This window comes from Mycobacterium sp. Marseille-P9652, assembly GCF_902652685.1.
Lineage (GTDB): Bacteria > Actinomycetota > Actinomycetes > Mycobacteriales > Mycobacteriaceae > Mycobacterium.
The window spans coordinates 100,583-120,686 of sequence record NZ_CACRUY010000011.1 but is presented as its reverse complement, the minus strand read 5'-3'; the positions used below and the strand labels follow the sequence as shown (position 1 = coordinate 120,686).

21 protein-coding genes are annotated in these 20,104 nt (G+C 69.5%); 8 read left to right on the top strand and 13 right to left on the bottom strand.

Features of this window, described 5'->3' with window-relative positions:
- The first annotated feature begins 33 nt into the window (after positions 1-33).
- Together GPY60_RS09245 and GPY60_RS09240 are read left to right on the top strand one after the other, a co-directional pair.
- Entirely contained in the window at positions 34-774 is a 741-nt protein-coding gene (locus tag GPY60_RS09245; RefSeq protein ID WP_156687350.1) for a beta-phosphoglucomutase family hydrolase, read from the top strand.
- Positions 771-3,134, top strand: coding sequence for a glycoside hydrolase family 65 protein (locus GPY60_RS09240; protein WP_156687349.1), 2,364 nt, complete (start codon positions 771-773; stop codon positions 3,132-3,134). The genes GPY60_RS09245 and GPY60_RS09240 overlap by 4 nt, the downstream gene beginning before the upstream one ends.
- A gap of 3 nt (positions 3,135-3,137) precedes the next feature.
- On the opposite strand, the gene GPY60_RS09235 is transcribed toward GPY60_RS09240, so the two are convergent.
- On the bottom strand, positions 3,138-3,698 hold the full coding sequence (locus GPY60_RS09235) for a TetR/AcrR family transcriptional regulator (protein WP_156687348.1): 561 nt from the start codon (positions 3,696-3,698) through the stop codon (positions 3,138-3,140).
- A 67-nt stretch (positions 3,699-3,765) separates the two neighbouring features.
- Here GPY60_RS09235 and GPY60_RS09230 point away from each other — a divergent pair, with 67 nt between their 5' ends.
- A complete protein-coding gene (locus tag GPY60_RS09230) occupies positions 3,766-4,677 on the top strand; it encodes a TauD/TfdA dioxygenase family protein (RefSeq protein WP_156687347.1) in 912 nt (303 codons plus the stop codon).
- A gap of 215 nt (positions 4,678-4,892) precedes the next feature.
- Here the strand turns inward: GPY60_RS09230 and GPY60_RS09225 are convergent, their stop codons facing one another.
- The 3 genes from GPY60_RS09225 to guaB are packed head-to-tail and all read right to left on the bottom strand — an operon-like array spanning position 4,893 to position 9,431.
- Positions 4,893-6,629, bottom strand: coding sequence for a GMC oxidoreductase (locus GPY60_RS09225; protein ID WP_156687346.1), 1,737 nt, complete (start codon positions 6,627-6,629; stop codon positions 4,893-4,895).
- A 55-nt stretch (positions 6,630-6,684) separates the two neighbouring features.
- Positions 6,685-7,812 (bottom strand): GuaB3 family IMP dehydrogenase-related protein, encoded by a 1,128-nt coding sequence (locus tag GPY60_RS09220; RefSeq protein ID WP_156687345.1) that lies wholly within the window; start codon positions 7,810-7,812, stop codon positions 6,685-6,687.
- Positions 7,813-7,820: 8 nt separating this feature from the next.
- The gene (guaB, locus tag GPY60_RS09215; protein WP_156687344.1) at positions 7,821-9,431 is read right to left on the bottom strand and encodes an IMP dehydrogenase; all 1,611 of its coding nucleotides are present in this window, start codon (positions 9,429-9,431) and stop codon (positions 7,821-7,823) included.
- Between the two features lie 162 nt (positions 9,432-9,593).
- On the opposite strand from guaB, the gene GPY60_RS09210 reads away from it, so the two are divergent.
- Positions 9,594-10,004, top strand: coding sequence for a DUF5319 domain-containing protein (locus GPY60_RS09210; RefSeq protein ID WP_085255589.1), 411 nt, complete (start codon positions 9,594-9,596; stop codon positions 10,002-10,004).
- A gap of 21 nt (positions 10,005-10,025) precedes the next feature.
- On the opposite strand, the gene GPY60_RS09205 is transcribed toward GPY60_RS09210, so the two are convergent.
- From GPY60_RS09205 to GPY60_RS09195, 3 genes are all read right to left on the bottom strand, one after another.
- Entirely contained in the window at positions 10,026-10,817 is a 792-nt protein-coding gene (locus tag GPY60_RS09205) for an anti-sigma-D factor RsdA (RefSeq protein ID WP_197283608.1), read from the bottom strand.
- Positions 10,810-11,385: a sigma-70 family RNA polymerase sigma factor gene (locus GPY60_RS09200; RefSeq protein ID WP_197283607.1), complete on the bottom strand. Its 576-nt coding sequence runs from the start codon at positions 11,383-11,385 to the stop codon at positions 10,810-10,812. The genes GPY60_RS09205 and GPY60_RS09200 overlap by 8 nt, the downstream gene beginning before the upstream one ends.
- A gap of 81 nt (positions 11,386-11,466) precedes the next feature.
- On the bottom strand, positions 11,467-12,282 hold the full coding sequence (locus tag GPY60_RS09195; protein ID WP_231639509.1) for a hypothetical protein: 816 nt from the start codon (positions 12,280-12,282) through the stop codon (positions 11,467-11,469).
- A 375-nt stretch (positions 12,283-12,657) separates the two neighbouring features.
- Between GPY60_RS09195 and GPY60_RS09190 the strand changes: the two genes are divergently transcribed.
- From GPY60_RS09190 to GPY60_RS09175, 4 genes are all read left to right on the top strand, one after another.
- Positions 12,658-12,978 carry a WhiB family transcriptional regulator gene (locus GPY60_RS09190; RefSeq protein WP_156687341.1) on the top strand — a complete coding sequence of 107 codons (321 nt, stop codon included), beginning with the start codon at positions 12,658-12,660 and terminating at the stop codon, positions 12,976-12,978.
- A gap of 118 nt (positions 12,979-13,096) precedes the next feature.
- Positions 13,097-13,498, top strand: a complete 402-nt coding sequence (locus GPY60_RS09185; protein WP_156687340.1) for a hydrogenase — start codon at positions 13,097-13,099, stop codon at positions 13,496-13,498.
- Positions 13,495-13,899, top strand: a complete 405-nt coding sequence (locus GPY60_RS09180) for a hypothetical protein (protein WP_231639507.1) — start codon at positions 13,495-13,497, stop codon at positions 13,897-13,899. The genes GPY60_RS09185 and GPY60_RS09180 overlap by 4 nt, the downstream gene beginning before the upstream one ends.
- A 41-nt stretch (positions 13,900-13,940) precedes the next feature.
- Positions 13,941-14,672 carry a superoxide dismutase family protein gene (locus GPY60_RS09175; protein ID WP_156687339.1) on the top strand — a complete coding sequence of 244 codons (732 nt, stop codon included), beginning with the start codon at positions 13,941-13,943 and terminating at the stop codon, positions 14,670-14,672.
- Positions 14,673-14,677: 5 nt separating this feature from the next.
- Here GPY60_RS09175 and GPY60_RS09170 read toward each other — a convergent pair whose 3' ends face one another.
- The 6 genes from GPY60_RS09170 to GPY60_RS09145 all read right to left on the bottom strand — a co-directional run bounded on the left by GPY60_RS09170 (position 14,678) and on the right by GPY60_RS09145 (position 20,033).
- On the bottom strand, positions 14,678-15,451 hold the full coding sequence (locus GPY60_RS09170) for an enoyl-CoA hydratase (protein ID WP_156687338.1): 774 nt from the start codon (positions 15,449-15,451) through the stop codon (positions 14,678-14,680).
- A gap of 70 nt (positions 15,452-15,521) precedes the next feature.
- Positions 15,522-16,442 (bottom strand): LLM class F420-dependent oxidoreductase, encoded by a 921-nt coding sequence (locus GPY60_RS09165; protein ID WP_156687337.1) that lies wholly within the window; start codon positions 16,440-16,442, stop codon positions 15,522-15,524.
- A 59-nt stretch (positions 16,443-16,501) separates the two neighbouring features.
- The gene (locus GPY60_RS09160; protein ID WP_231639503.1) at positions 16,502-17,215 is read right to left on the bottom strand and encodes a hypothetical protein; all 714 of its coding nucleotides are present in this window, start codon (positions 17,213-17,215) and stop codon (positions 16,502-16,504) included.
- 96 nt (positions 17,216-17,311) lie between these two features.
- On the bottom strand, positions 17,312-17,875 hold the full coding sequence (locus GPY60_RS09155; RefSeq protein ID WP_231639501.1) for a class I SAM-dependent methyltransferase: 564 nt from the start codon (positions 17,873-17,875) through the stop codon (positions 17,312-17,314).
- Between the two features lie 255 nt (positions 17,876-18,130).
- Positions 18,131-18,598, bottom strand: a complete 468-nt coding sequence (locus tag GPY60_RS09150; RefSeq protein ID WP_156687335.1) for a 2,4'-dihydroxyacetophenone dioxygenase family protein — start codon at positions 18,596-18,598, stop codon at positions 18,131-18,133.
- 121 nt (positions 18,599-18,719) lie between these two features.
- Positions 18,720-20,033, bottom strand: coding sequence for a PucR family transcriptional regulator (locus GPY60_RS09145; RefSeq protein WP_156687334.1), 1,314 nt, complete (start codon positions 20,031-20,033; stop codon positions 18,720-18,722).
- Positions 20,034-20,104 lie beyond the last annotated feature (71 nt).

The window sequence follows — 20,104 nt, the reverse complement described above, 5'->3', positions numbered from 1 at the left end:
GAGTCCATTCAGACCGGAGAGTGAGGTCCCACCGTGCTGGGTCTGCCAGAGAAGGTGCGTGCTTGTCTGTTCGACCTCGACGGTGTGCTCACCGATACCGCCAGCGTGCACACCAAGGCCTGGAAGGCCATGTTCGACGCCTTTCTGAAGGACCGGGCCGAGAAGAACGGCGACGAGTTCGTGCCCTTCGACCCGGCCGCGGACTACCGGCAGTACGTCGACGGCAAGCCCCGGGAGGACGGCGTCCGATCGTTTCTGAGCAGCCGCGGAATCGAGTTGCCCGACGGCAGCCCGGACGACCCGGACGACGCCGAGACGATCTACGGCCTGGGCAACCGCAAGAACGAGATGTTCCAGAAGGTCCTGCACGACGACGGCGTCGAGGTGTTCGAGGGCTCGCGCCGCTACCTGGAGGCGGTCTCCGAGGCCGGGCTGGGCATCGCCGTGGTGTCGTCGAGCGCCAACACCCGCGACATCCTCGAGGTCACCGGCCTGGAGCGTTACGTCCAGCAGCGGGTCGACGGCGTCACCCTGCGCGACGAGCACATCGCCGGCAAACCGGCCCCCGACTCGTACCTGCGCGGGGCCGAGTTGCTGGGCGTCGGCGCCGACGCCGCGGCCGTCTTCGAGGACGCGATATCCGGCGTGCAGGCCGGCCGCGCCGGTAACTTCGGGTTTGTGGTGGGCGTCGACCGGGTGGGCCAGGCCGACGAGTTGCGCGACAACGGCGCCGACGTGGTGGTCGAGGACCTGGCGGAACTCCTCCAGTCATGATCGACGACGAATCGTTTCCGGTCGAACCCTGGCACTTCCGCGAGACGGAGCTCGACCTCAATCTGCTCGCCCAGACGGAATCGCTGTTCGCGCTGTCCAACGGGCACATCGGGCTGCGCGGCAACCTCGACGAGGGCGAGCCCTACGGCCTGCCCGGCACGTACCTGAACTCCTTCTACGAGATACGCCCGCTGCCGTACGCCGAGGCGGGCTACGGCTACCCCGAGGCCGGCCAGACGATCGTCGACGTCACCAACGGCAAGATCATCCGGCTGTTGGTGGAGGACGAGCCCTTCGACGTCCGCTACGGCGAACTGCTCTCCCACGAGCGGGTCCTCGACATGCGGGCCGGGACGCTCACCCGCGAGGCGCTGTGGTGCTCGCCGGCCGGCAAGCGGATCAGGGTGGTCTCCACGCGGCTCGTGTCGCTGGCCCAGCGCGGCGTGGCCGCCATCGAGTACGTCGTCGAGGCCGTCGAGGAATTCGTGCGCGTGACCGTGCAATCGGAGCTGGTCACCAACGAGGACCAGCCGCACACCTCCAACGACCCGCGGGTGTCGGCCATCCTGGAGAACCCGCTGGAGGCCGTCGACCACGAGAACACCGAGACCGGGGCGCTGCTGATGCACCGCACCAGGAGCAGCGCGCTGATGATGGCCGCCGCGATGGACCACGAGATCGACGTGCCCGGGCGCGTGGAATTCAGCACGGACGCGCGCCCGGACCTGGCCCGCACCACCGTCATCTGCGGGCTGCGCGCGGGTCAGAAACTGCGCATCGTCAAATACCTGGCCTACGGCTGGTCGAGCATGCGGTCCAGGCCCGCGCTGCGCGACCAGGCGGCCGCCGCGATCCACAGCGCCCGCTACAGCGGCTGGCAGGGCCTGCTGGACGACCAGCGGAAGTACCTGGACGAATTCTGGGACAGCGCCGACGTCGAGGTCGACGGCGACCCGGAGTCGCAGCAGGCCGTGCGCTTCGGGTTGTTCCACCTGCTGCAGGCCAGCGCCCGCGCCGAACGCCGCGCCATCTCCGCCAAGGGCCTCACCGGCACCGGTTACGACGGCCACGCCTTCTGGGACACCGAGGGTTACGTGCTGCCGGTGCTCACCTACACCGCGCCGCACGCCGTCGCCGACGCGCTGCGCTGGCGGGCGTCGACCCTGGACCTGGCCAAGGAGCGGGCCGGCGAGCTGGGCCTCGACGGCGCCGCCTTTCCCTGGCGCACCATCCGCGGTCAGGAGTGCTCGGCCTACTGGCCGGCCGGCACGGCGGCCTGGCACATCAACGCCGATATCGCCATGGCCTTCGAGCGGTACCGCGTCGTCACGGGCGACGACGACTTGGAGCGGCACTGCCTCAGCGTGCTCGTCGAGACGGCCCGGCTGTGGCTGTCGCTCGGGCACCACGATCGCCACGGCGTGTGGCACCTGGACGGGGTGACGGGGCCGGACGAGTACACGGCCATCGTCCGCGACAACGTCTTCACCAACCTGATGGCCGCCCACAACCTGCGCACCGCCGCCGACGCCTGCGTCCGCCACCCCGAGGAGGCGCAGGCGCTGGGTGTCACGACCGAGGAGACGGCCGCCTGGCGCGACGCGGCGGACGCCGCCAACATCCCCTACGACGCGGGCCTCGGGGTGCATCAGCAGTGCGAGGGGTTCACCACGCTGGCGGAGTGGGACTTCAAGGAGAACCACGAATACCCCTTGCTGCTGCACGACCCGTACGTGCGGCTCTACCCCGCGCAGGTCATCAAGCAGGCCGACCTGGTGCTGGCGATGCACTGGCGCAGCAACGCGTTCACGGCCGAGGAGAAGGCGCGCAACGTCGACTACTACGAGCGGCGCATGGTGCGCGACTCGTCACTGTCCGCCTGCTCGCAGGCGGTCCTGTGCGCCGAGGTGGGCCACCTGGAGCTGGCCCACGACTACGCCTACGAGGCCGGGCTGATCGACCTGCGCGACCTGCACCACAACACCCGCGACGGCCTGCACATGGCCTCGCTCGCCGGCGCCTGGACGGCGCTGGTCGGCGGCTTCGGCGGCCTGCGCGACGACGAGGGGTTCCTGTCGCTGGATCCGCAACTGCCCGACGGCATCGCGCGGCTGCGATTTCGCCTGCGCTGGCATGACTTTCGGCTGACCGTCGACGTCAACCACTCGGACGTCACCTACACCGTGCGCGACGGGCCGGACGGCCAGCTCACCATCCGGCATGCCGGCGAGGAATTGCAGCTGAGCACCGATTCCCCCAAGACCCTCGCGCTTCGCGCCCGCAAGCCGTTGCTGCCGCCGCCGGAGCAGCCGGCGGGCCGTGAGCCGCTGCACCGGCGGGCACTCACCCGGCGCCAGTGAGGCTCAGCGCGGCTGGACGATCCGGGCCACCTCGGCGCCCACCGCCTCGCGCAGTTCGTCGTCGGTGAGGTCGGTGAGCCCGGCGGCCGAGCGCAGGAATGGCGCAAATAATCGCCAACCGAACTGCAGCGCAAAGGCGTTCGCGACGGCCAGCCGCGCGCTGCGCTCGTCGGGGTGACCGGGCTGGATGTGGTCCAGCAGTTTCGCGGCTCCCGGGAACCGCGTCTGCAGCTTCCCGGCAGGGTAGCCGTCGAGCAATGTGCGGGCCATCACCCGCATGTGCCGGTCGAGCGTCCGTTCGGCGTCCGCCGCGGACGGCTCGCCCTCCAGCAGCGCGGTCGTGGTGGCGCCGAGGTGATCGAGCACCGCGCCGACAAGTTGCTCCTTGGTGCCGAAGTGGCGGAACACCAGCCCGTGGTTGACATGCGACCGGGCCGCGATGTCGCGGATCGAGGTGGCGGCCGGGCCACGCTCGGCGAACAGCTCGGTGGCCGCCTGGAGGATCGCGGCCTCGACCTCTTCGCGGCCGGTCGGCGGCTTCCGGGTTGCCGAACGTGTAGTCATGTGACTACACTAACGCATGGCATCATGTAGTCAGTTGACTACACCCCTCCGTCAAAGGACCACCGCCATGACCGACTCGATTTCCGTCAGCAAGCTGGGGAGCCGCATCGGCGCCCGCGTCGACGGGGTGCGCCTCGGCGGCGACCTCGACCCGGCCACCGTCGAGGAGATCCGCCGCGCCCTGCTGACGCACAAGGTGATCTTCTTCCGCGGCCAGCACCACCTCGACGACGCCGCGCAGCTGGCGTTCGCCGGCCTGCTCGGCACCCCGATCGGCCACCCGGCCGCCGGCGCCTTCGCGGGCCCAGGGTTCAAATCTCCGATCATCACGCCGATCAACTCCGAGTGGGGCAAGGCCAACCGCTGGCACACCGACGTCACCTTCGCCGCCAACTACCCGGCCGCGTCGATCCTGCGCGCGGTCACCCTGCCCACCTATGGCGGCTCGACTCTGTGGGCGAACACGGCGGCGGCCTACGCGGGACTTCCCGAGCCGCTGAAGTGCCTCGTCGAGAACTTGTGGGCGCTGCACACGAACCGCCACGACTACGTCACGGCAGGGGTGAGCGACGAGGCCCTGACCGACGCGCAGCGCGCGTTCCGGCAGGCGTTCGAGAAGGCGGACTTCCGCACCGAGCACCCCGTCGTGCGGGTGCACCCCGAGACCGGCGAGCGCACGCTGCTCGCCGGGAACTTCGTAAGCAGCTTCGTGGGCCTGGACGCCCACGAGTCGGCGGCGCTGTTCGATCTGCTGCAGCGGCGAATCACGTTGCCGGAGAACACGATTCGCTGGAACTGGGAGCAGGGCGACGTCGCCATCTGGGACAACCGGGCGACCCAGCACCGCGCCATCGACGACTACGACGACCAACCCCGGCTGATGCACCGCGTCACGCTCATGGGCGACGTGCCGGTGAACGTGCACGGGGAGCGCAGCCGGGTGGTCAGCGGTGCGCCGCTCCAGGTTGTTGCGAGCTAGCGCCGAGCACCGCCGCCAGCAGTCACATTCGTCACTCCAGCACCCTCCCGATCTGGGTAGCGGGTGCTAGAAAGCGATAGCACGGGGGATATCACGAGCCCTCGCGGACGGCGACGATATCGCATCCGCTATCGCTTTACAGCATCACCTCATACCCCCCGCGTGGTGCGGGTGCGGCCGGTGTGACGCGATCACGGGGCGACAGCGGCGATCGGCTACCCCGCGCTGGTGACCGGCGTGATCGGCAGCCACCGCAGCCCGCCGGGCGCGGCGGCGGGCACCACCGGGTGCGCGGGCGCGATCGGGTCCATCCGCCGGTAGGCGTCGCCCTGCAGCGGCCGCTCGTCCTTCTCGCCCTTGTTGGGCCACAGGGACGCGGCCCGCTCGGCCTGAGCGGTGATGGTCAGCGACGGGTTGACGCCCAGGTTGGCCGAGACCGCGGCCCCGTCGACCACGTACAGGTTCGGGTAGTTCCAGACGCGGTGATAGGGGTCGATGAGGCCCCGCTCGGGGCTGTCGCTGATCGCCGCGCCGCCCAGGAAGTGCGCGGTCAGCGGGATGTTGAACAGCTCGCCCCAGGTGCCGCCGGCCACGCCGTCGATCTTCTCGGCGACCCGGCGGGTCACCTCGTTGCCCACCGGGTTCCAAGACGGATTGGGGTCGCCGTGGCCCTGTTTGCTGGTGTACCAGCGGATGCCGAGCTTGCCGCGCTTGGTGAACGTGGTGATCGAGTTGTCCAGGTGCTGCATCACCAGCGCGATGAGCGTGCGCTCGCTCCACTGCCGGACGTTGAGCATCCGCACCATGCGGCGGGGATCGTCGACGGCCTGCTCGAGCAGCTGCCGCCAGCGCGGCACGTCGGTGCCTCCGGGACCCGTACCGTCGGTCATCAGCGTCTGCAGCAGCCCCATCGCGTTGGAGCCCTTGCCGTAGCGGCACGGTTCGACGTGGGTGTCGGACGTCGGGTGGATCGACGAGGTGATCGCCACCCCGTGGGTCAGGTCCAGGTTCGGTTCCACCTGGAGCTTTCCCGCGCCCACGATCGACTCCGAGTTGGTGCGGGTCAGCACGCCCAGGCGGTCGGACAGGCGCGGCAACTTGCCCTTGTCGCGCATGTTGAACAGCAGGTGCTGCGTGCCCCACGTGCCGGCGGCCAGGATCAGGTGCTCGGCGGTGAAGGTGCGCCGGTCGCGGCGCAGCCAGCTGCCGGTGCGCACGGTGCGCACCTCCCACACCCCGTCGGGGCGCTGCTCGAAGCCCTTGACCGTGGTCATCGGAATCACCTCGGCGCCAGCGGATTCCGCGAGGCCGAGGTAGTTCTTCAGCAGCGTGTTCTTCGCGCCGTACCGGCAGCCCGTCATGCAGCAGCCGCATTCCAGGCAGCCCGTGCGGTCCGGTCCCGCGCCGCCGAAGAACGGGTCGGGCACCGTCTTGCCCGGCGTCTTCGTGCCGTCCGGGCCGAAGAACACGCCGACCGGCGTCGGCACCCAGGTGTCACCGCAGCCCATGTCGTCGGCGACCTCTCTGAGAACCTTGTCGGCGTCGGTGACGGTCGGGTTGGTGACGACGCCCAGCATTCGCTGCGCCTGGTCGTAGTGCGGCATGAGCTCGTCGTGCCAGTCGGTGATGTGCGCCCACTGCCGGTCGGCGAAGAACTGCTTCGGCGGCACGTACAGCGTGTTGGCGTAGTTGAGCGACCCCCCCCCCACCCCGGCGCCCGCGAGGATCATGACGTTCTTGAGCGGGTGGATCCGCTGGATGCCGTAGCACCCGAGCCGCGGCGCCCACAGGAACTTGCGCAGGTCCCACGACGTCTCCGCGAAGTCCTTGTCCTCGAAGCGGCGGCCGGCCTCCAGCACGCCCACGCGGTAGCCCTTCTCGGTCAGCCGTAACGCGCTGACGCTGCCCCCGAACCCCGAACCGATGATGAGGACGTCGTAATCCGGCTTCATGGCACCAGTATGGCCGTAGTCACAGCTAACAAGCCAGCGGCCTGCCGGACAGCTCTCAGCTACCGACGGTCAGGGGAACCTTCTGGAATTCCTTGAGGTCGCAGTAGCCCGCCTTGGCCATCGCCCGGCGCAGCCCGCCGACCAGGTTGAGGGCGCCGAACGGGTCGTCGGACGGACCGCCCAGCACGCGCTCCAGCGGCGGGCGCTCCCCGACGGCGATCTGCAGCAGCGCCCCGCGCGGCAACGACGGGTGCGCCGCGGCGGCCGGCCAGAACCAGCCCTCGCCCAGCGCCTCGGCCGCCTCTGCCAGCGGGGTGCCCAGCATGACGGCGTCGGCGCCGCAGGCGATGGCCTTCGCCAGCTCGCCGGAGGTGTGGATGTCGCCGTCGGCCAGCACGTGGACGTACCGCCCGCCGGTCTCGTCGAGGTATTCGCGGCGCGCGGCGGCGGCGTCGGCGATCGCGGTGGCCATCGGCACGCTGATGCCCAGCACCTCGTCGGTGGTGGTCACCCCGCGGGTGGAGCCGTACCCGACGATGACGCCGGCGGCGCCGGTGCGCATGAGGTGCAGGGCGGTGCGGTGGTCCTGCACGCCGCCGGCGACCACCGGCACGTCGAGCTCGGAGATGAACGTCTTGAGGTTCAGCGGCTCGCCGTCGCTGGCCACCCGCTCGGCCGACACGATGGTGCCCTGGATGACCAGCAGGTCGATGCCGGCCTGCAGCAGCACCGGGGTGAGGGCCTGCGCGTTCTGGGGGCTGACCCGCACCGCGGTGATGACCCCGGCCTCCCGGATCCGCGCGACCGCGGACCCCAGCAGGTCGGGGTTCAGCGGGGCGGCGTGGAATTCCTGCAGCAGCCGGATCGCCGCGGACGGCTCGGGCTCCTTGCTGGCGGCCTCGACCAGCTGGGCGATCTTGGCCTCGACGTCGGCGTGCCGGCCGATCAGGCCCTCGCCGTTGAGCACGCCCAGGCCGCCGAGGCGCCCCAGCTCGATGGCGAACTCCGGCGACACCAGGGCGTCGGTCGGGTGGGCCAGCACGGGGATCTCGAAGCGGTACGCGTCGAGCTGCCAGGCCGTCGACACGTCCTGCGACGAGCGGGTGCGCCGCGACGGCACGATGCTGATTTCGCTCAGCTCATAGGTGCGACGGGCGGTGCGGCCCATCCCGATTTCGACCATCTCGGCCCTCAGCGCGCGAAGTAGTTGGGCGCTTCGACGGTCATGGCGACGTCGTGGGGGTGGCTCTCCCGCAGGCCCGCCGCCGTGATCCGGACGAACTGCGCCTGCTGCAGCGCCTCGATCGTCGGCGAGCCGGTGTAGCCCATCGCGGCGCGCAGGCCGCCGGTCAGTTGGTGGATCACCGAGGCCAGCGGGCCGCGGAACGGCACCCTGCCCTCGATGCCCTCGGGCACCAGCTTGTCCTCGGACAGGGCGTCGTCGGCGAAGTAGCGGTCCTTGGAGTAGGACTTGCTCTTCCCTCCCGGGCCGGCCCGCCCGGCCATCGCGCCCAGCGACCCCATGCCGCGGTAGCTCTTGAACTGCTTGCCGTTGACGAAGATCAGCTCGCCCGGCGCCTCGGCGGTACCGGCCAGCAGCGACCCCAGCATGGCGGTCGACGCGCCGGCGGCCAGCGCCTTGGCGATGTCGCCGGAGTACTGCAGCCCGCCGTCGGCGATGACGGGCACGCCGGCGGGACGGCAGGCGGCGACGGCCTCCAGGATCGCGGTGATCTGCGGCGCCCCGACGCCGGCGACCACGCGCGTCGTGCAGATCGAGCCGGGTCCCACGCCCACCTTCACCGCGTCGGCGCCGGCGTCCACCAGGGCGGCGGCGGCGGCGCGGGTGGCCACGTTGCCGCCGATCACCTCGACCCGGTCGCCGACCTCGGCCTTGAGCTTGCCGACCATGTCGAGCACCAGGCGGTTGTGCGCGTGCGCGGTGTCAACGATCAGGACGTCCACGCCGGCGTCCACCAGCATCATCGCGCGCACCCAGGCGTCGCCCCCGACGCCGACGGCGGCGCCCACCAGCAGCCGGCCGTCCTTGTCCTTGGTGGCGAGCGGGTGCTGCTCGGTCTTGACGAAGTCCTTGACGGTGATGAGCCCGGTCAGCCGGCCGTGGCCGTCGACCACCGGCAGTTTCTCGATCTTGTTGCGGCGCAACAGGCCTAGCGCCGCGTCGGCACTGACGCCCTCCTGGGCGGTGATCAGCGGGGCCTTGGTCATGACCTCCGCGACCGGCCTGGACTGGTCGACCTCGAACCGCATGTCGCGGTTGGTGATGATGCCGACGAGCGCGCCGGAGTCGTCGACCACGGGCAGGCCCGAGATGCGGAACCGGGCGCACAGGGCGTCGACCTGGGCCAGTGTGTTGTCCGGCCGGCAGGTGACGGGGTCGGTCACCATGCCCGCCTCGGAGCGCTTCACCATCTCCACCTGACCGGCCTGCTCGGCGACCGGCAGGTTGCGGTGCAGCACGCCCATTCCGCCGGCGCGGGCCATCGCGATAGCCATCCGCGACTCGGTGACGGTGTCCATCGCCGAGCTCACCAGCGGCACCCGGAGCCGGATCTTCTTGGTGAGCTGGCTGGAGGTGTCGGCCGTGGCCGGCACCACGTCGGAGGCCGCGGGCAGCAGCAGCACGTCGTCGAAGGTGAGCCCCAGCATGGCCACCTTGTGCGGGTCGTCCCCGCCGGTGGGCACGGGGTCGTCAGCGAGACCGCCCAGCGGGCCGCCGCGCAGGTACGGACTGGCGACCAGGTCGGAGCTGTCTTCCAGGTTGGACATGCCACGTGACATTGGGAGCCCTCCATACGAGCGAGGAGTGAGAAGCCCATCCTATCGGCTCCGCAGGCCCCGGCACCCGCTTGCTCGGCGTGTGCCGCGCGGGTCGAGCGGGCCGCGAACGCACGGCGTCCGCCTGCTGGCATTTTGTCCGCCCCACTGCGTAGGCTGTAGGGCGTGCGTGACCACCTCCCACCGGGTTTGCCGCCCGACCCGTTCGCCGACGACCCGTGTGATCCGTCGGCGGCGCTGGAAGCCGTCGAGCCGGGGCAACCCCTCGATCAGCAGGAGCGGATGGCGGTAGAGGCGGACCTGGCGGACCTCGCCGTGTACGAGGCATTGTTGGCGCACAAGGGCATTCGCGGGCTGGTGGTGTGCTGCGACGAGTGCCAGCAGGACCACTACCACGACTGGGACATGCTGCGGGCAAACCTGCTGCAACTGCTGATCGACGGCACGGTCCGCCCACACGAGCCCGCCTACGACCCCGAGCCCGACGCGTACGTCACGTGGGACTACTGCCGGGGATACGCCGACGCCTCGCTCAACGAAGCGACGTCGGACGCGGACGGCTTCCACCGTCGCTGAGCGCCCGCACGCGCCTTTCCTCTAAGGCGTTGGCGACGGGCTCGTCGTGTGGTTGTGATGCCGATGCCGGCCCGACGACGGGCTCGGCGAGGTGGTACCCGAAGAAGTAGACGGCGGCGTTGTGCTCTCGGCTGAACTCGGCGACGGGCTCTGGCGCGGGGACGTCGCCGTCGTCGCGTTCGGCGCGGTGCCCGTCGACGTGGATGGCGTGGAGGCGGCCGTGGGCGGCAGCGTCGCGTTCGGGTTGCGCGACTCGACGCGGGTGTTGAGCAGGTTCACCTGGTCCATCAAGTTGTGCCGGTCGGCTCCGTCGTTCATCGACTGCACCGTGGTGCTGACCTCGGCCAGCTGATTCTGGGCCTGGTCCCACTGGCCCTCGTCGATCATCTGCTGCACCTTGGCCAGATCGGCCTTGGCGGACAACGTGATCTGGTTTTCGTTGACCTTGGGCTGGTCGAAGAACATGGCGTGCAGGCCGTAGAGGGTGTCGCCGGGCCGGGCCTCCACCACCATGGCCCCGAACCCACTGGCCACCATCAGGGCCGCCGCGACCGACCCGACCGCGGCCAAGCCGCGCCGGCTGCGCTTGCGGAGCGCGAGCCCCTCGCGCAGCGCGCCAACGGCCTCCTCCGGCGACACCAGGGCACTGGCGGGCGGCCACCTGAGGTTGTCGCGCCAGTCCTCGAGCAGGGTGGTCAGCGCCCGGAAGTCCGGGTCGTCGTCGTCCGGGCCGACCGGCCGCCGCTCGGCCAGCGCGTCGAGCAGCAGGTCGGTGTGCGCCAATTCGTCGAGGGCGGGCTGGAACTCAGGCATAGTCACCCGCCGCGACGATCTCGGACTTGAGCCGCGCCAGGGCGCGGTGCTGGGCCACCCGGACGGCTCCCGTCGTGCTGCCCACCGCCGCGGCGGTCTCCTCGGCGGACAGGCCGACGACGACGCGCAGGATCAGGATCTCGCGCTGCTTGGCCGGGAGGATCTCGAGGAGCTCGGCCATCCGGCTGGTCGAGTCGGCCTCGATGGCCCTCTGTTCGGGGCCCGCGTCGGACGACCAGCGCTCGGGCACCGATTCGGCCGGGTAGGCGAGGTCACGGCCGGCGGCGCGGTGGGCGTCCGCCACCTTGTGGGCGGCGATGCCGTAGAGGAACGCCAAGAACGGGCGGCCGCGGTCGCGATAGCGGGGCAGCGCCGTGATGGTGGCCAAGCACACCTCCTGAGCTACGTCGTCTGCCGAGAGGCCACCCCGATCGACCGTGCCGACACGCGCCCGGCAATATCGCACGACAATCGGACGGATGGTCTCCAGCACCTCCCGTAGTGCGTTGCTGTCTCCCGCCACGGCCTCCGCAACCACGGCGTCGAGACGTTCCCCTTGAATTGTCATCGACGGCGGTATCTCCAGCGTTACGGATGGGACACATCGCGGGCTAACTAACTCACTGACAATAACGGCCGCGGAGCCGTTTCAAGCGGAACGCCAGGTCCCTCCGGCGTGGCGCACCTGGCCTGCGCAAATATCCCGAATTTCCTGCAGTTTTCGTGCCGAAAACGTGACGCTTCCGATATCGATCAGCAAGCACGACAGCGCCCAGCGAAGGGGTGTCAGGTGGTAGCGGCCGGTGTCGCGAAGCGCCGCCTCCGCGACCGCCCGGGCCCGCTCGATGCCACCCGCGCTGCACAGCGCCGCGGCCAGCACCACGTCGCTCTTGACGCGGTGCCGCACCGACGTGACGGCCATGGTCCGGGCCAGCTCGACCGCCTCCTCGGCGCGGCGCACCGCCACCGGCCCATCGCCGGACGCCATCGCCAGTTCCGCGCCGACCCAGGCGCGTCGCACCGGAATCCGGTCCGGCACCGGCCCGGCGGCTACCGCCTCGTCGGCCCGGGCCAGCAGAGCCGCCGAGGCCGCGAAGCGGCCGACGCCCAGCGCGTCGGCCGCGAGCCCGATCAGCGCGTCGGCACTGGATTCGGGGTCGTCGCCCGCCAGCGCCAGCGCGCGGCCGTCCCAGCCGCGCGCCGCCGTGTGCCAACCCAGTTGCCGCACAAACGACCCGTGCGTGCTGTGAGCCAGCGAGACCAGGCGCCGATCGCCGGTGCGGCGCAGCGCCGCCAGGTCGTCGAAGGCGTTGCCGTAGCGGCCCTGCCCGCCGCAGGCCACGGCGCGCAGCCACAGCTGGTGCGGCGTCCGCGCGGTCGGCAACGGCCAGTCGCCGGGCCGGGCGCCGAACGCGGCACCGGCCAGCTCCCGGTCGAGGGCAAAAGTGTGACGAGTTTCAATCACGGTGATAGAAGTAAACACTTTGTGGTTTCTGCGTTACCGATCTGTTAATCACCACGATGGCCGTACTAATTGCTCACGCCCTTCCCTCGCGCCCTGAGCAGGGCGATCTTGGCCCGGCCAAGTTGGCTGGTAGCACGCCTTGCGGTCGGCAAATGGTTTCTAGATGAACGAGGCGTTAATTCTCCTCCAACGGTCACATACTTTGCCGGGCTAACTGGCTATTGACGGAAATTCATCAACGCACCTAAGTTCAACGATTGAACGGGTAGTCATCGGTGACGCCACTCGCCATCAGTGCACAATCGCTTTTCGGACGCTTCTCGGAACGCTTCTCGGATCTCCATTACGGCGTGCCGTGCAGAGAGGGAAACACGAATGCCACAGCCGGAGCAGCTACCTGGCCCCAACGCCGACATCTGGAACTGGCAACTGCAGGGCCTGTGCCGCGGCGTCGACTCGTCCATGTTCTTCCACCCCGACGGCGAGCGTGGCCGCGCCCGCATGCAGCGCGAGCAGCGCGCGAAGGAGATGTGCCGGCGCTGCCCGGTGATCGAGGAGTGCCGTTCGCACGCGCTCGAAGTCGGTGAGCCCTACGGCGTGTGGGGCGGCCTGTCCGAATCCGAGCGCGACCTCCTGCTGAAGGGTGACATAGGCCGTCTTGGGGGCCGCACGCGCGGCATCCGCCGCTCGGCCTGATCGAGGAATTCACCCGACGTCGACCCCGACGAACAGGGCAGTCACCGCCCGGGGTTTTGTTCCGGACGTCATCGGCGTTATGGGCATGCGGTGACTGTAGGCCGATACTGTTCGGAAGATGCAGACGACGCTGTTCGTGCTCGGTCTGGTCCTCTTCCTGATCGGTCTGCTGACGGGGTTGGCCGTCCCGGCGCTGAAGAACCCGCGCATGGGTTTGTCGAGCCACCTCGAGGCGGTCCTCAACGGGATGTTCCTCGTGTTGCTGGGGCTGCTCTGGCCGCACATCCACCTGCCCCGGGCATGGGGTGTCGGCGCGGTCGTGCTGATCGTCTATGCCGGTTACGCGAACTGGCTGGCGACGCTGCTGGCAGCGGTGTGGGGCGCGGGGCGGAGATTCGCGCCGATCGCCGCGGGCGCCCACGAGGCGTCGCCGGGCAAGGAGCGCGTCGTCGCCTTCCTCTTGGCGTCGCTGTCGGTGGCGATTGTGCTCGGCGTCGGAATCGTTATCGTCGGGCTATGACTGGCACGCGCCCAGTGGCGGGCGAACCGGACCCCGACGGCGACGCGGCGGCGTCGAACGCCGCGGTGGTCGCGTCGGTGGGCACCACGGCCAGCATCGCGGTGGCCGGGTCGGCGGCCACGGTGGCCAGCACCGCGGTGGCGGGATCGGCGGCGACGGTGGCCAGCGCCGGCGTGGCGGGGTCGGTAGCGACGGCCGGCAGCGCCGCCGTCGCCGGAAGTCTTTTCACCGCACTGTCATTCGCGCTCGCCGGCAGCATCCTGTGTCTGGGGTGCGCGTTCTGCAAGCGCTGCATCGCCTGCGTGGGGTGCTCGGGCTGCGCCGACTGCATCGGTTGCGTCGGGTGTTACAACTGCTCGGGGTTGCGCTTTGCCGTGGGCCTCCGCGACGTGCATGCGTGAGCGGCCGTTTGCCGATCCGCAAATCTGGGTAGGCCCGGCCCATGAAAAAGGGCGCAGTTTACGCAGTCGTGGCACTGACCGCCATCACACCGCTCGGGGCGTGCGCGAATCAGAAAGGTAACCAGTCGGGGGCGTCGTCGAGCTCCGCGCCTCCGGGCACCGAGCGGATGACCACCCAGCTCAAGAGCACCGACGGCACGTCCATCGGGAATGCGACGTTCGACTTCGCGAACGGCTACGCGACCGTGACCGTCGAGACCACGCCCAACCAGGTGCTGAGCCAGGGCTTCCACGGCCTGCAGATCCACTCGGTGGGCAAGTGCGAGGGCGACTTCTCCTCCGCCGGCAGCGTGTTCCAGGCCTCGGGCCACACCGGTCATCCCGCCAGCGGCGACCTGACCGCGTTGCAGGTTCGCTCCGACGGTTCGGGGAAACTCGTCACCACCAGTAACTCGTTCTCGGCCGCCGACCTGCGGAGCAACTCGGGGTCGGCGCTGATCGTGCACCAGGACGTCGACAACCTGGGCACCGCCCCCTCCGGTCAGTCGAGCAAGATGGTCGCCTGCGGTGTGATCGCCTCGGCGTCGGCGACGACGACCTCGTCGACCACGACGACTGTCACCACGAGCACCACGACCACCGAGGTGCCGCCGGCGTCTACCAGCACCAGCACCAGCACCAGCACGAGCACCGTCACGGTGACCAGCGCCCCGACCGGCACGACGTCGCCGAGCAAGACGATAACGACCAACAGCCTGCCGCCGGGCAGCTGAGGCGACTACCAGCTCGGCGACCGCTTCTCGATGAAGGCCTGAACACCTTCCAGCGCACAGGGATTCATCATGTTGCAGGCCATCGTGGCGCCGGCGTCGGCGTAGGCGGCTTCGATGCCCGTCTCGATCTGGCGGTAGAACAGCGCCTTGCCTATCGCCAGGGCGACGGGCGGCTTGGCGACGATGCGCGATACCAGCGCCTCGACCTCGTCGTCCAACGCCTCTGCCGCCGCGACCCTATTGACGAGCCCCAGGGCCCGCGCCTCCTGCGCCGAGACGAAGTCCCCGGTGACGAGCATCTCGAAGGCGGCCTTGCGGGAAACGTTGCGCGACAGCGCCACGCCGGGCGTCGCGCAGAACAGCCCGACGTTGATGCCGCTGACCGCGAACCGCGCGTCCTCGCTCGCCACCGCGAGGTCACACATCGCGACCAGCTGGCAGCCCGCCGCGGTCGCGATCCCGTGCACGCGCGCGATCACCGGGACTCCCAGCCGCTGGATCGACATCATGACGGCCGTGCACTGTTCGAACAGCCGCTGGTAGTACTCGAGCGACGGCTCGGCCCGCATCTCCTTCAGATCGTGCCCGGCGCAGAAGGCCTTCCCCGCGGCGCCCAGCACGACGGCACGCACGGTCCCGTCCGCCGCGAGCGCGTCCACGGTCTCGCCGAGCGCCGAGAGCATCGCCTCGGACAGCGCATTGAAGGCGCCGGGGCGGTTGAGCGTGAGCGTCACGACGCCACGGTCGTCGCGGTGTTGCAGCAACAGCGGTTCTTCCATCGCACCGACCTCACTCGATTGCCGCGACACTGGGCGGCTCCCGGGATGGTAGCGCGCGAGAGGTATCCCGCTACCCCGCGTCGACCAGCGGCCTGAGCGCCGAGCCCACCGCCGAGACCACGCCGGGCGTGTAGCCGTGCGTGGGCAGGTTGACGATCACGCCGTCGACGCCGACGTCGAGCACCCGGCGCTTGATCTCGTCGGCCACTTGCTCCGCCGTACCGATGACCGCCCGGCCACCGCGAGCCTCCCCGATGTCGCGGGGCGCGTCGTCCAGGACCACCGTCAGCAAGGCGCTGGTCTCCAAAGTCGCCGGGTCACGGTCGATTTCGGCGCAGCGCTGACGCAGCACATCGAGCTTGTGGGGCAGCTCGTCGAGGTTGGCGATGATGTTGAGGTGGTCGGCGTAGCGGGCCGCCAGCCGGAAGGTTTTCTTCTCGCCGCTGCCGCCGAGCATGACCGGAATGTGGTCGCGATAACGGGGCTCGTTGACGGCGCTTTCGGTGTGGTACCACATGCCGGAGAAGGTCGGCCTCTCGCCGTGCAGCATCGGGACGATGATCTGCAGCGCCTCCTCGAGCTTTTCGAACCGCTCGGTGAACGTGCCGAACTCGAAGCCCAGCTGCCGGTGCTCCAGCTCGAACCATCCCGCGCCGATGCCCAGGATCGCCCGCCCGGCGCTGACGACATCCAGGGTCGTGACGGCCTTGGCGAGCAGGGTCGGGTTGCGGTAGGTGTTGCCCGTCACCAGCGTCGACAGCTGAACGCGCTCGACGGACGCGGCCAGGGCGCCCAGCGCCGTGTAGGCCTCGAGCATGGGTTCGTCGGGTTCGCCCAGCCCGGGCAGTTGGTAGAAGTGGTCCATCAGCAGGACCGTGTCGAATCCGGCCTGCTCGGCCTCGCGGGCCTGAGCCTGGACGGCGGGAAACAGTTCGGCGACCGGTGTTCCGTAGGAGAAGTTGGGTATCTGCAATCCGAGGCGAATAGTCACGCACAGCTTCAACGCCGCTGGGCGCCGGTCGCATTCCGTCGGGCGCCCATCCTCATGGGTTACCCGCGCGCGAATTCGGCGAGTTCGGCGTTGACCGCCGCAGCATCCGGTTCGGCGTACATCTTCGGCTCGCGCTTCTTGACCCACAAGAGGAACGGGCAGCTGGCCGCGGGACCGTCCACCGCTGCCAGCTGCGCGATGTGCTTGCCGGTCCTCGACTCGCGGAGTTCCACGTCGTACTTCACCGCGTAATAGTCGACGGTCACGTGTTCGCCCGCGTCGGTGTGGAAGTCGCACGTCAGGGACTTCGCCTCGGTTCCGGGCTTATGCGTAAGGCACGCAACGACGTTCGTGGCCTGGAAGTCGTCGGGATTCGCCCGGTATTCGGCTTTGGGGTCGAGCGCCACTTCGGTCCAGTGGTCGCGCGACACCTGGCTCATCGGGCTCGGCCGCTCGTCCGGCGCGAACGCGACGATCTTGTACGGCTTGGCGTAGGCGGCGGCGTTGCTGATGGACCCGCGGTCGCACACCACATCAAAGCTCGACAGCGAGGTGGCTTTCGTTGTTCCGCCGCGCCCGTCAAGGCCGTCGTGGGCGATGTCGCGGATGACGAAGAACCCGACCAACGCCACCGGTATGAGGACGATGATCGCCGCCAGCGTCAGCACAACGATGAGGGCGACGTTGGTCTTGCGGGGCGCGGGCGGCGGTGGGTACGGCGGAGGCCATTGCTGCAAGTACTGCGGAGGCTGCGGCGGCCACTGCTGACTCACGATCGCGCCCCCCTCATGGCTGGTCAGCTTAACAATCAACGCCGGCCGGCGAAGACGTCCGCGGGCGGGCCCCTCGACCTGAGCGGTGTGCCGCACCTACCCCGGGGCGGACGCGATGAGCAAATGATGCGGGATTGCCACGTCGGTGAGGCGGCGCTGCTCCACAGCAAAACCCGCTCCCTGTAGGGAGGTAACGATCTCAGGGATCGGGCGAAGCGTGAACCCGTAGGCGGTGAACGGCAGGCGGGCCATCGCGTCGGGATCGCCGACCCCCAACACCGCCCGCCCACCGGGCCGCAGAACGCGGGCGAGTTCGGCGCAGGCCGCGTCAAGGTCGGTGACGAAGTACACGGTGTTGACCGTGATGGCCGCGTCCAACGAGTTCTCGCCGAGCGGCAACGCGGTCAGTGAGCCTTTCTCCAGCCTCAGCGAGCCGGCCGCGACCTGCGCGCCGAAGCGGCCCCGGGCGCGCGCGAGCATGTCGTCGGCGATCTCCACGCCGTAGACCTTCCCCTGCGGGCCGACTCGCCGCAGAAGCAATTCGAGCCCCAGCCCGCCGCCAAAGCCGATGTCGGCCACCATGTTTCCCGAGGCGGCCGCCGCCGCGTCGACGGCGCCGGTCACCGCCGGCCGATTGCCGCGATTGAGTAGCGACGCCACGGCGCGACCGACGAGACCGTGCGGCCGGCCGAGCTGCCCGGCGACCGCTTTCAATAGACCCTGGCGCAATCCGGACACGGCAGACCTCGGATCTGGATCGTCGGAGCGGTTGTCGCCCCCGAGCATTCCACCGTCCGACCGTCGAGCGTGCATTGGCTGCGAAATTTCGGCCGGTTCCTCGCAGTGGCTGCACGCTCGGCGAGTGAGCCGAAAGCGCCCCGGCCGTCGGGGCCGGGGCGCTTCGTGGCTTAAGGCCTAGGCCTCCCAGCTGGTCAGGTCGCGGGCCGCGATGCCGTGGCTGGCGCAGTAATTGGTGTAGCGCTCGACGGACGTCTTGTGGTTTTCCTGCCACAGGATCGTGTTGTTCTCATCGATGAACAGCAGCTCGCCGACGATGAAGAAGAACACCTCGGCGTCCTCCACGCTCTCCGGGGTGTGCCTGGAGCCGGCGACCTCGTAGACGGTGTCGCCCGCGCGGGAGATCCAGTTGTTCTCCTTGTAGCGCCACGCCCCGGTGACGGTGTGCCCGACCACGATGCCGGTGTGGTAGTGCGGGGCCAGCTCCAGGCCGGCGGGAAATTTCATCGAGACGACGATCTCGGCGCGCACCGGGTCGACCTTCCAGTACTTCAGGAAGACCTGGTCGCTGAGGGGGGTGAAGGGGATCCAGGGGTTGTCGGCGCCGCTCATGTAGTTGACGTCGAGTTCTTGAAGAGTCTGCATCGGGGTCTCCTTGGTTCTGGTGGCTGGTGGCCGGTCGGCCAACTGACCAAAACGGTAGGGACGAACGCGGCGAATCCCTTGGCTCTTGAAGCCAACGTTGGTGGCCCGCTTTGTGCTCACGTCACAGCGCGGGTGGGCGGTCCGCGCCGGCGCGCTCCCGCACAAGCCCCGGCAGGGTGGGCAGCAGCACCAGCGCCACGGCGAGATCAAGGCTGTCGGTGTCGATGCTGCGACCGAGGATCGTCTGGGCCTGATCGACGCGGTAGCTCACGGTGTTGGGATGAACGGTGAGCCGTCGCGCGGCGCGGACCCGGCTGCGGTTCTCCTGCAGGTACACCGACAACGTCGTCGCGACCCGGTAGGTCGCCTCGTCGTCTGCGGCCAACGGGCCAAGCACCCGGTGAACGAACGAGGCGGCGTGTTCGGGGTCGCAACTGGCCAGCGCGGCGACCGCGACATCGCGGTATCGGGTCAGAGGGGCGGCGTGCTTCCCGGTCAACGACGCCACCCGACGCGCGTTCTCCGCCTGGATATGACTGTCGCGGAAGCCCTTCAGACCGTGTCCGGGCTCGCCGACACTGACCCGGACGCCATCCGGGATCTTCGGCCGACGCGCCGTGGTGCCCGCACCGAAATCGACAGTGGCGAAATCGCTTTGGCGGCTCAACCAACCGAACGCCACCAGCGAGCCGGCGGGGTGGAGGAGGGTTGTCTCGGCGCCGACTTCGCCGGCGACGATGGTGAGCGCCTCGTTCAACGAGCGGTGGGCGTCGCGGTCCTCCGGGACGGACTCGCTCCACGCGATGGCTCCGACGTGGTGGCGATTGATGTCGTATCGCAGCCGCTTGGAGGCCCGCTGGTGGTCACGTTCCCGGTGCGTCAGGATGTCGTCGATCGCACCGCTTCGGGCGGCGGTCGCGTTGCGCAGCCAGACTTCCCGCTCGGCCTCGTAGACTTGCTCGGCGCGGTTCAGGGCCGCGTCGACGTAATCGAACATGAAGCGGGTGGCGAGCCGAACCGCCGCGGTCTGCTGCTTCCGATCCGCGGCGCAGGCGGTGATCCGGTCGAACATCCACTGCCACACCAGCTCTTGAGCCACCCGGTAGAACCGCATCAAGCTGGCGAGGGGGATCTGGCGCTGCGCACCGGTGCGGGCGATGGCCAGCGTCGGCGGCGGCAGTTCGGCATCGCGGGGGTCGCCGGCCACGTCGATGATGTCGGCCAGTTGGCGAATGCCCGCCGCGCTGCTGACCACGTTCCCCGTCACGGCCTGCGGGTCGGGAAACAGCACCGGCATTTCCGCCTGCATGCGGGCCGTCGCCCTCTCGGCGAGATCGGTCGCGCACGAACGCAGTTCGGCGGCGATCGGACGCAGCAGCTTCTCCCAGACCTCCTGAGAGCCCGGCTCACGCAACGGCTCCCACGTGATTTCCATGGCGGGTGAACATACTCCGTTGTGACGCCGTCACAACCGACATCGGCGATATTGGCCCACCGGCACGAGTT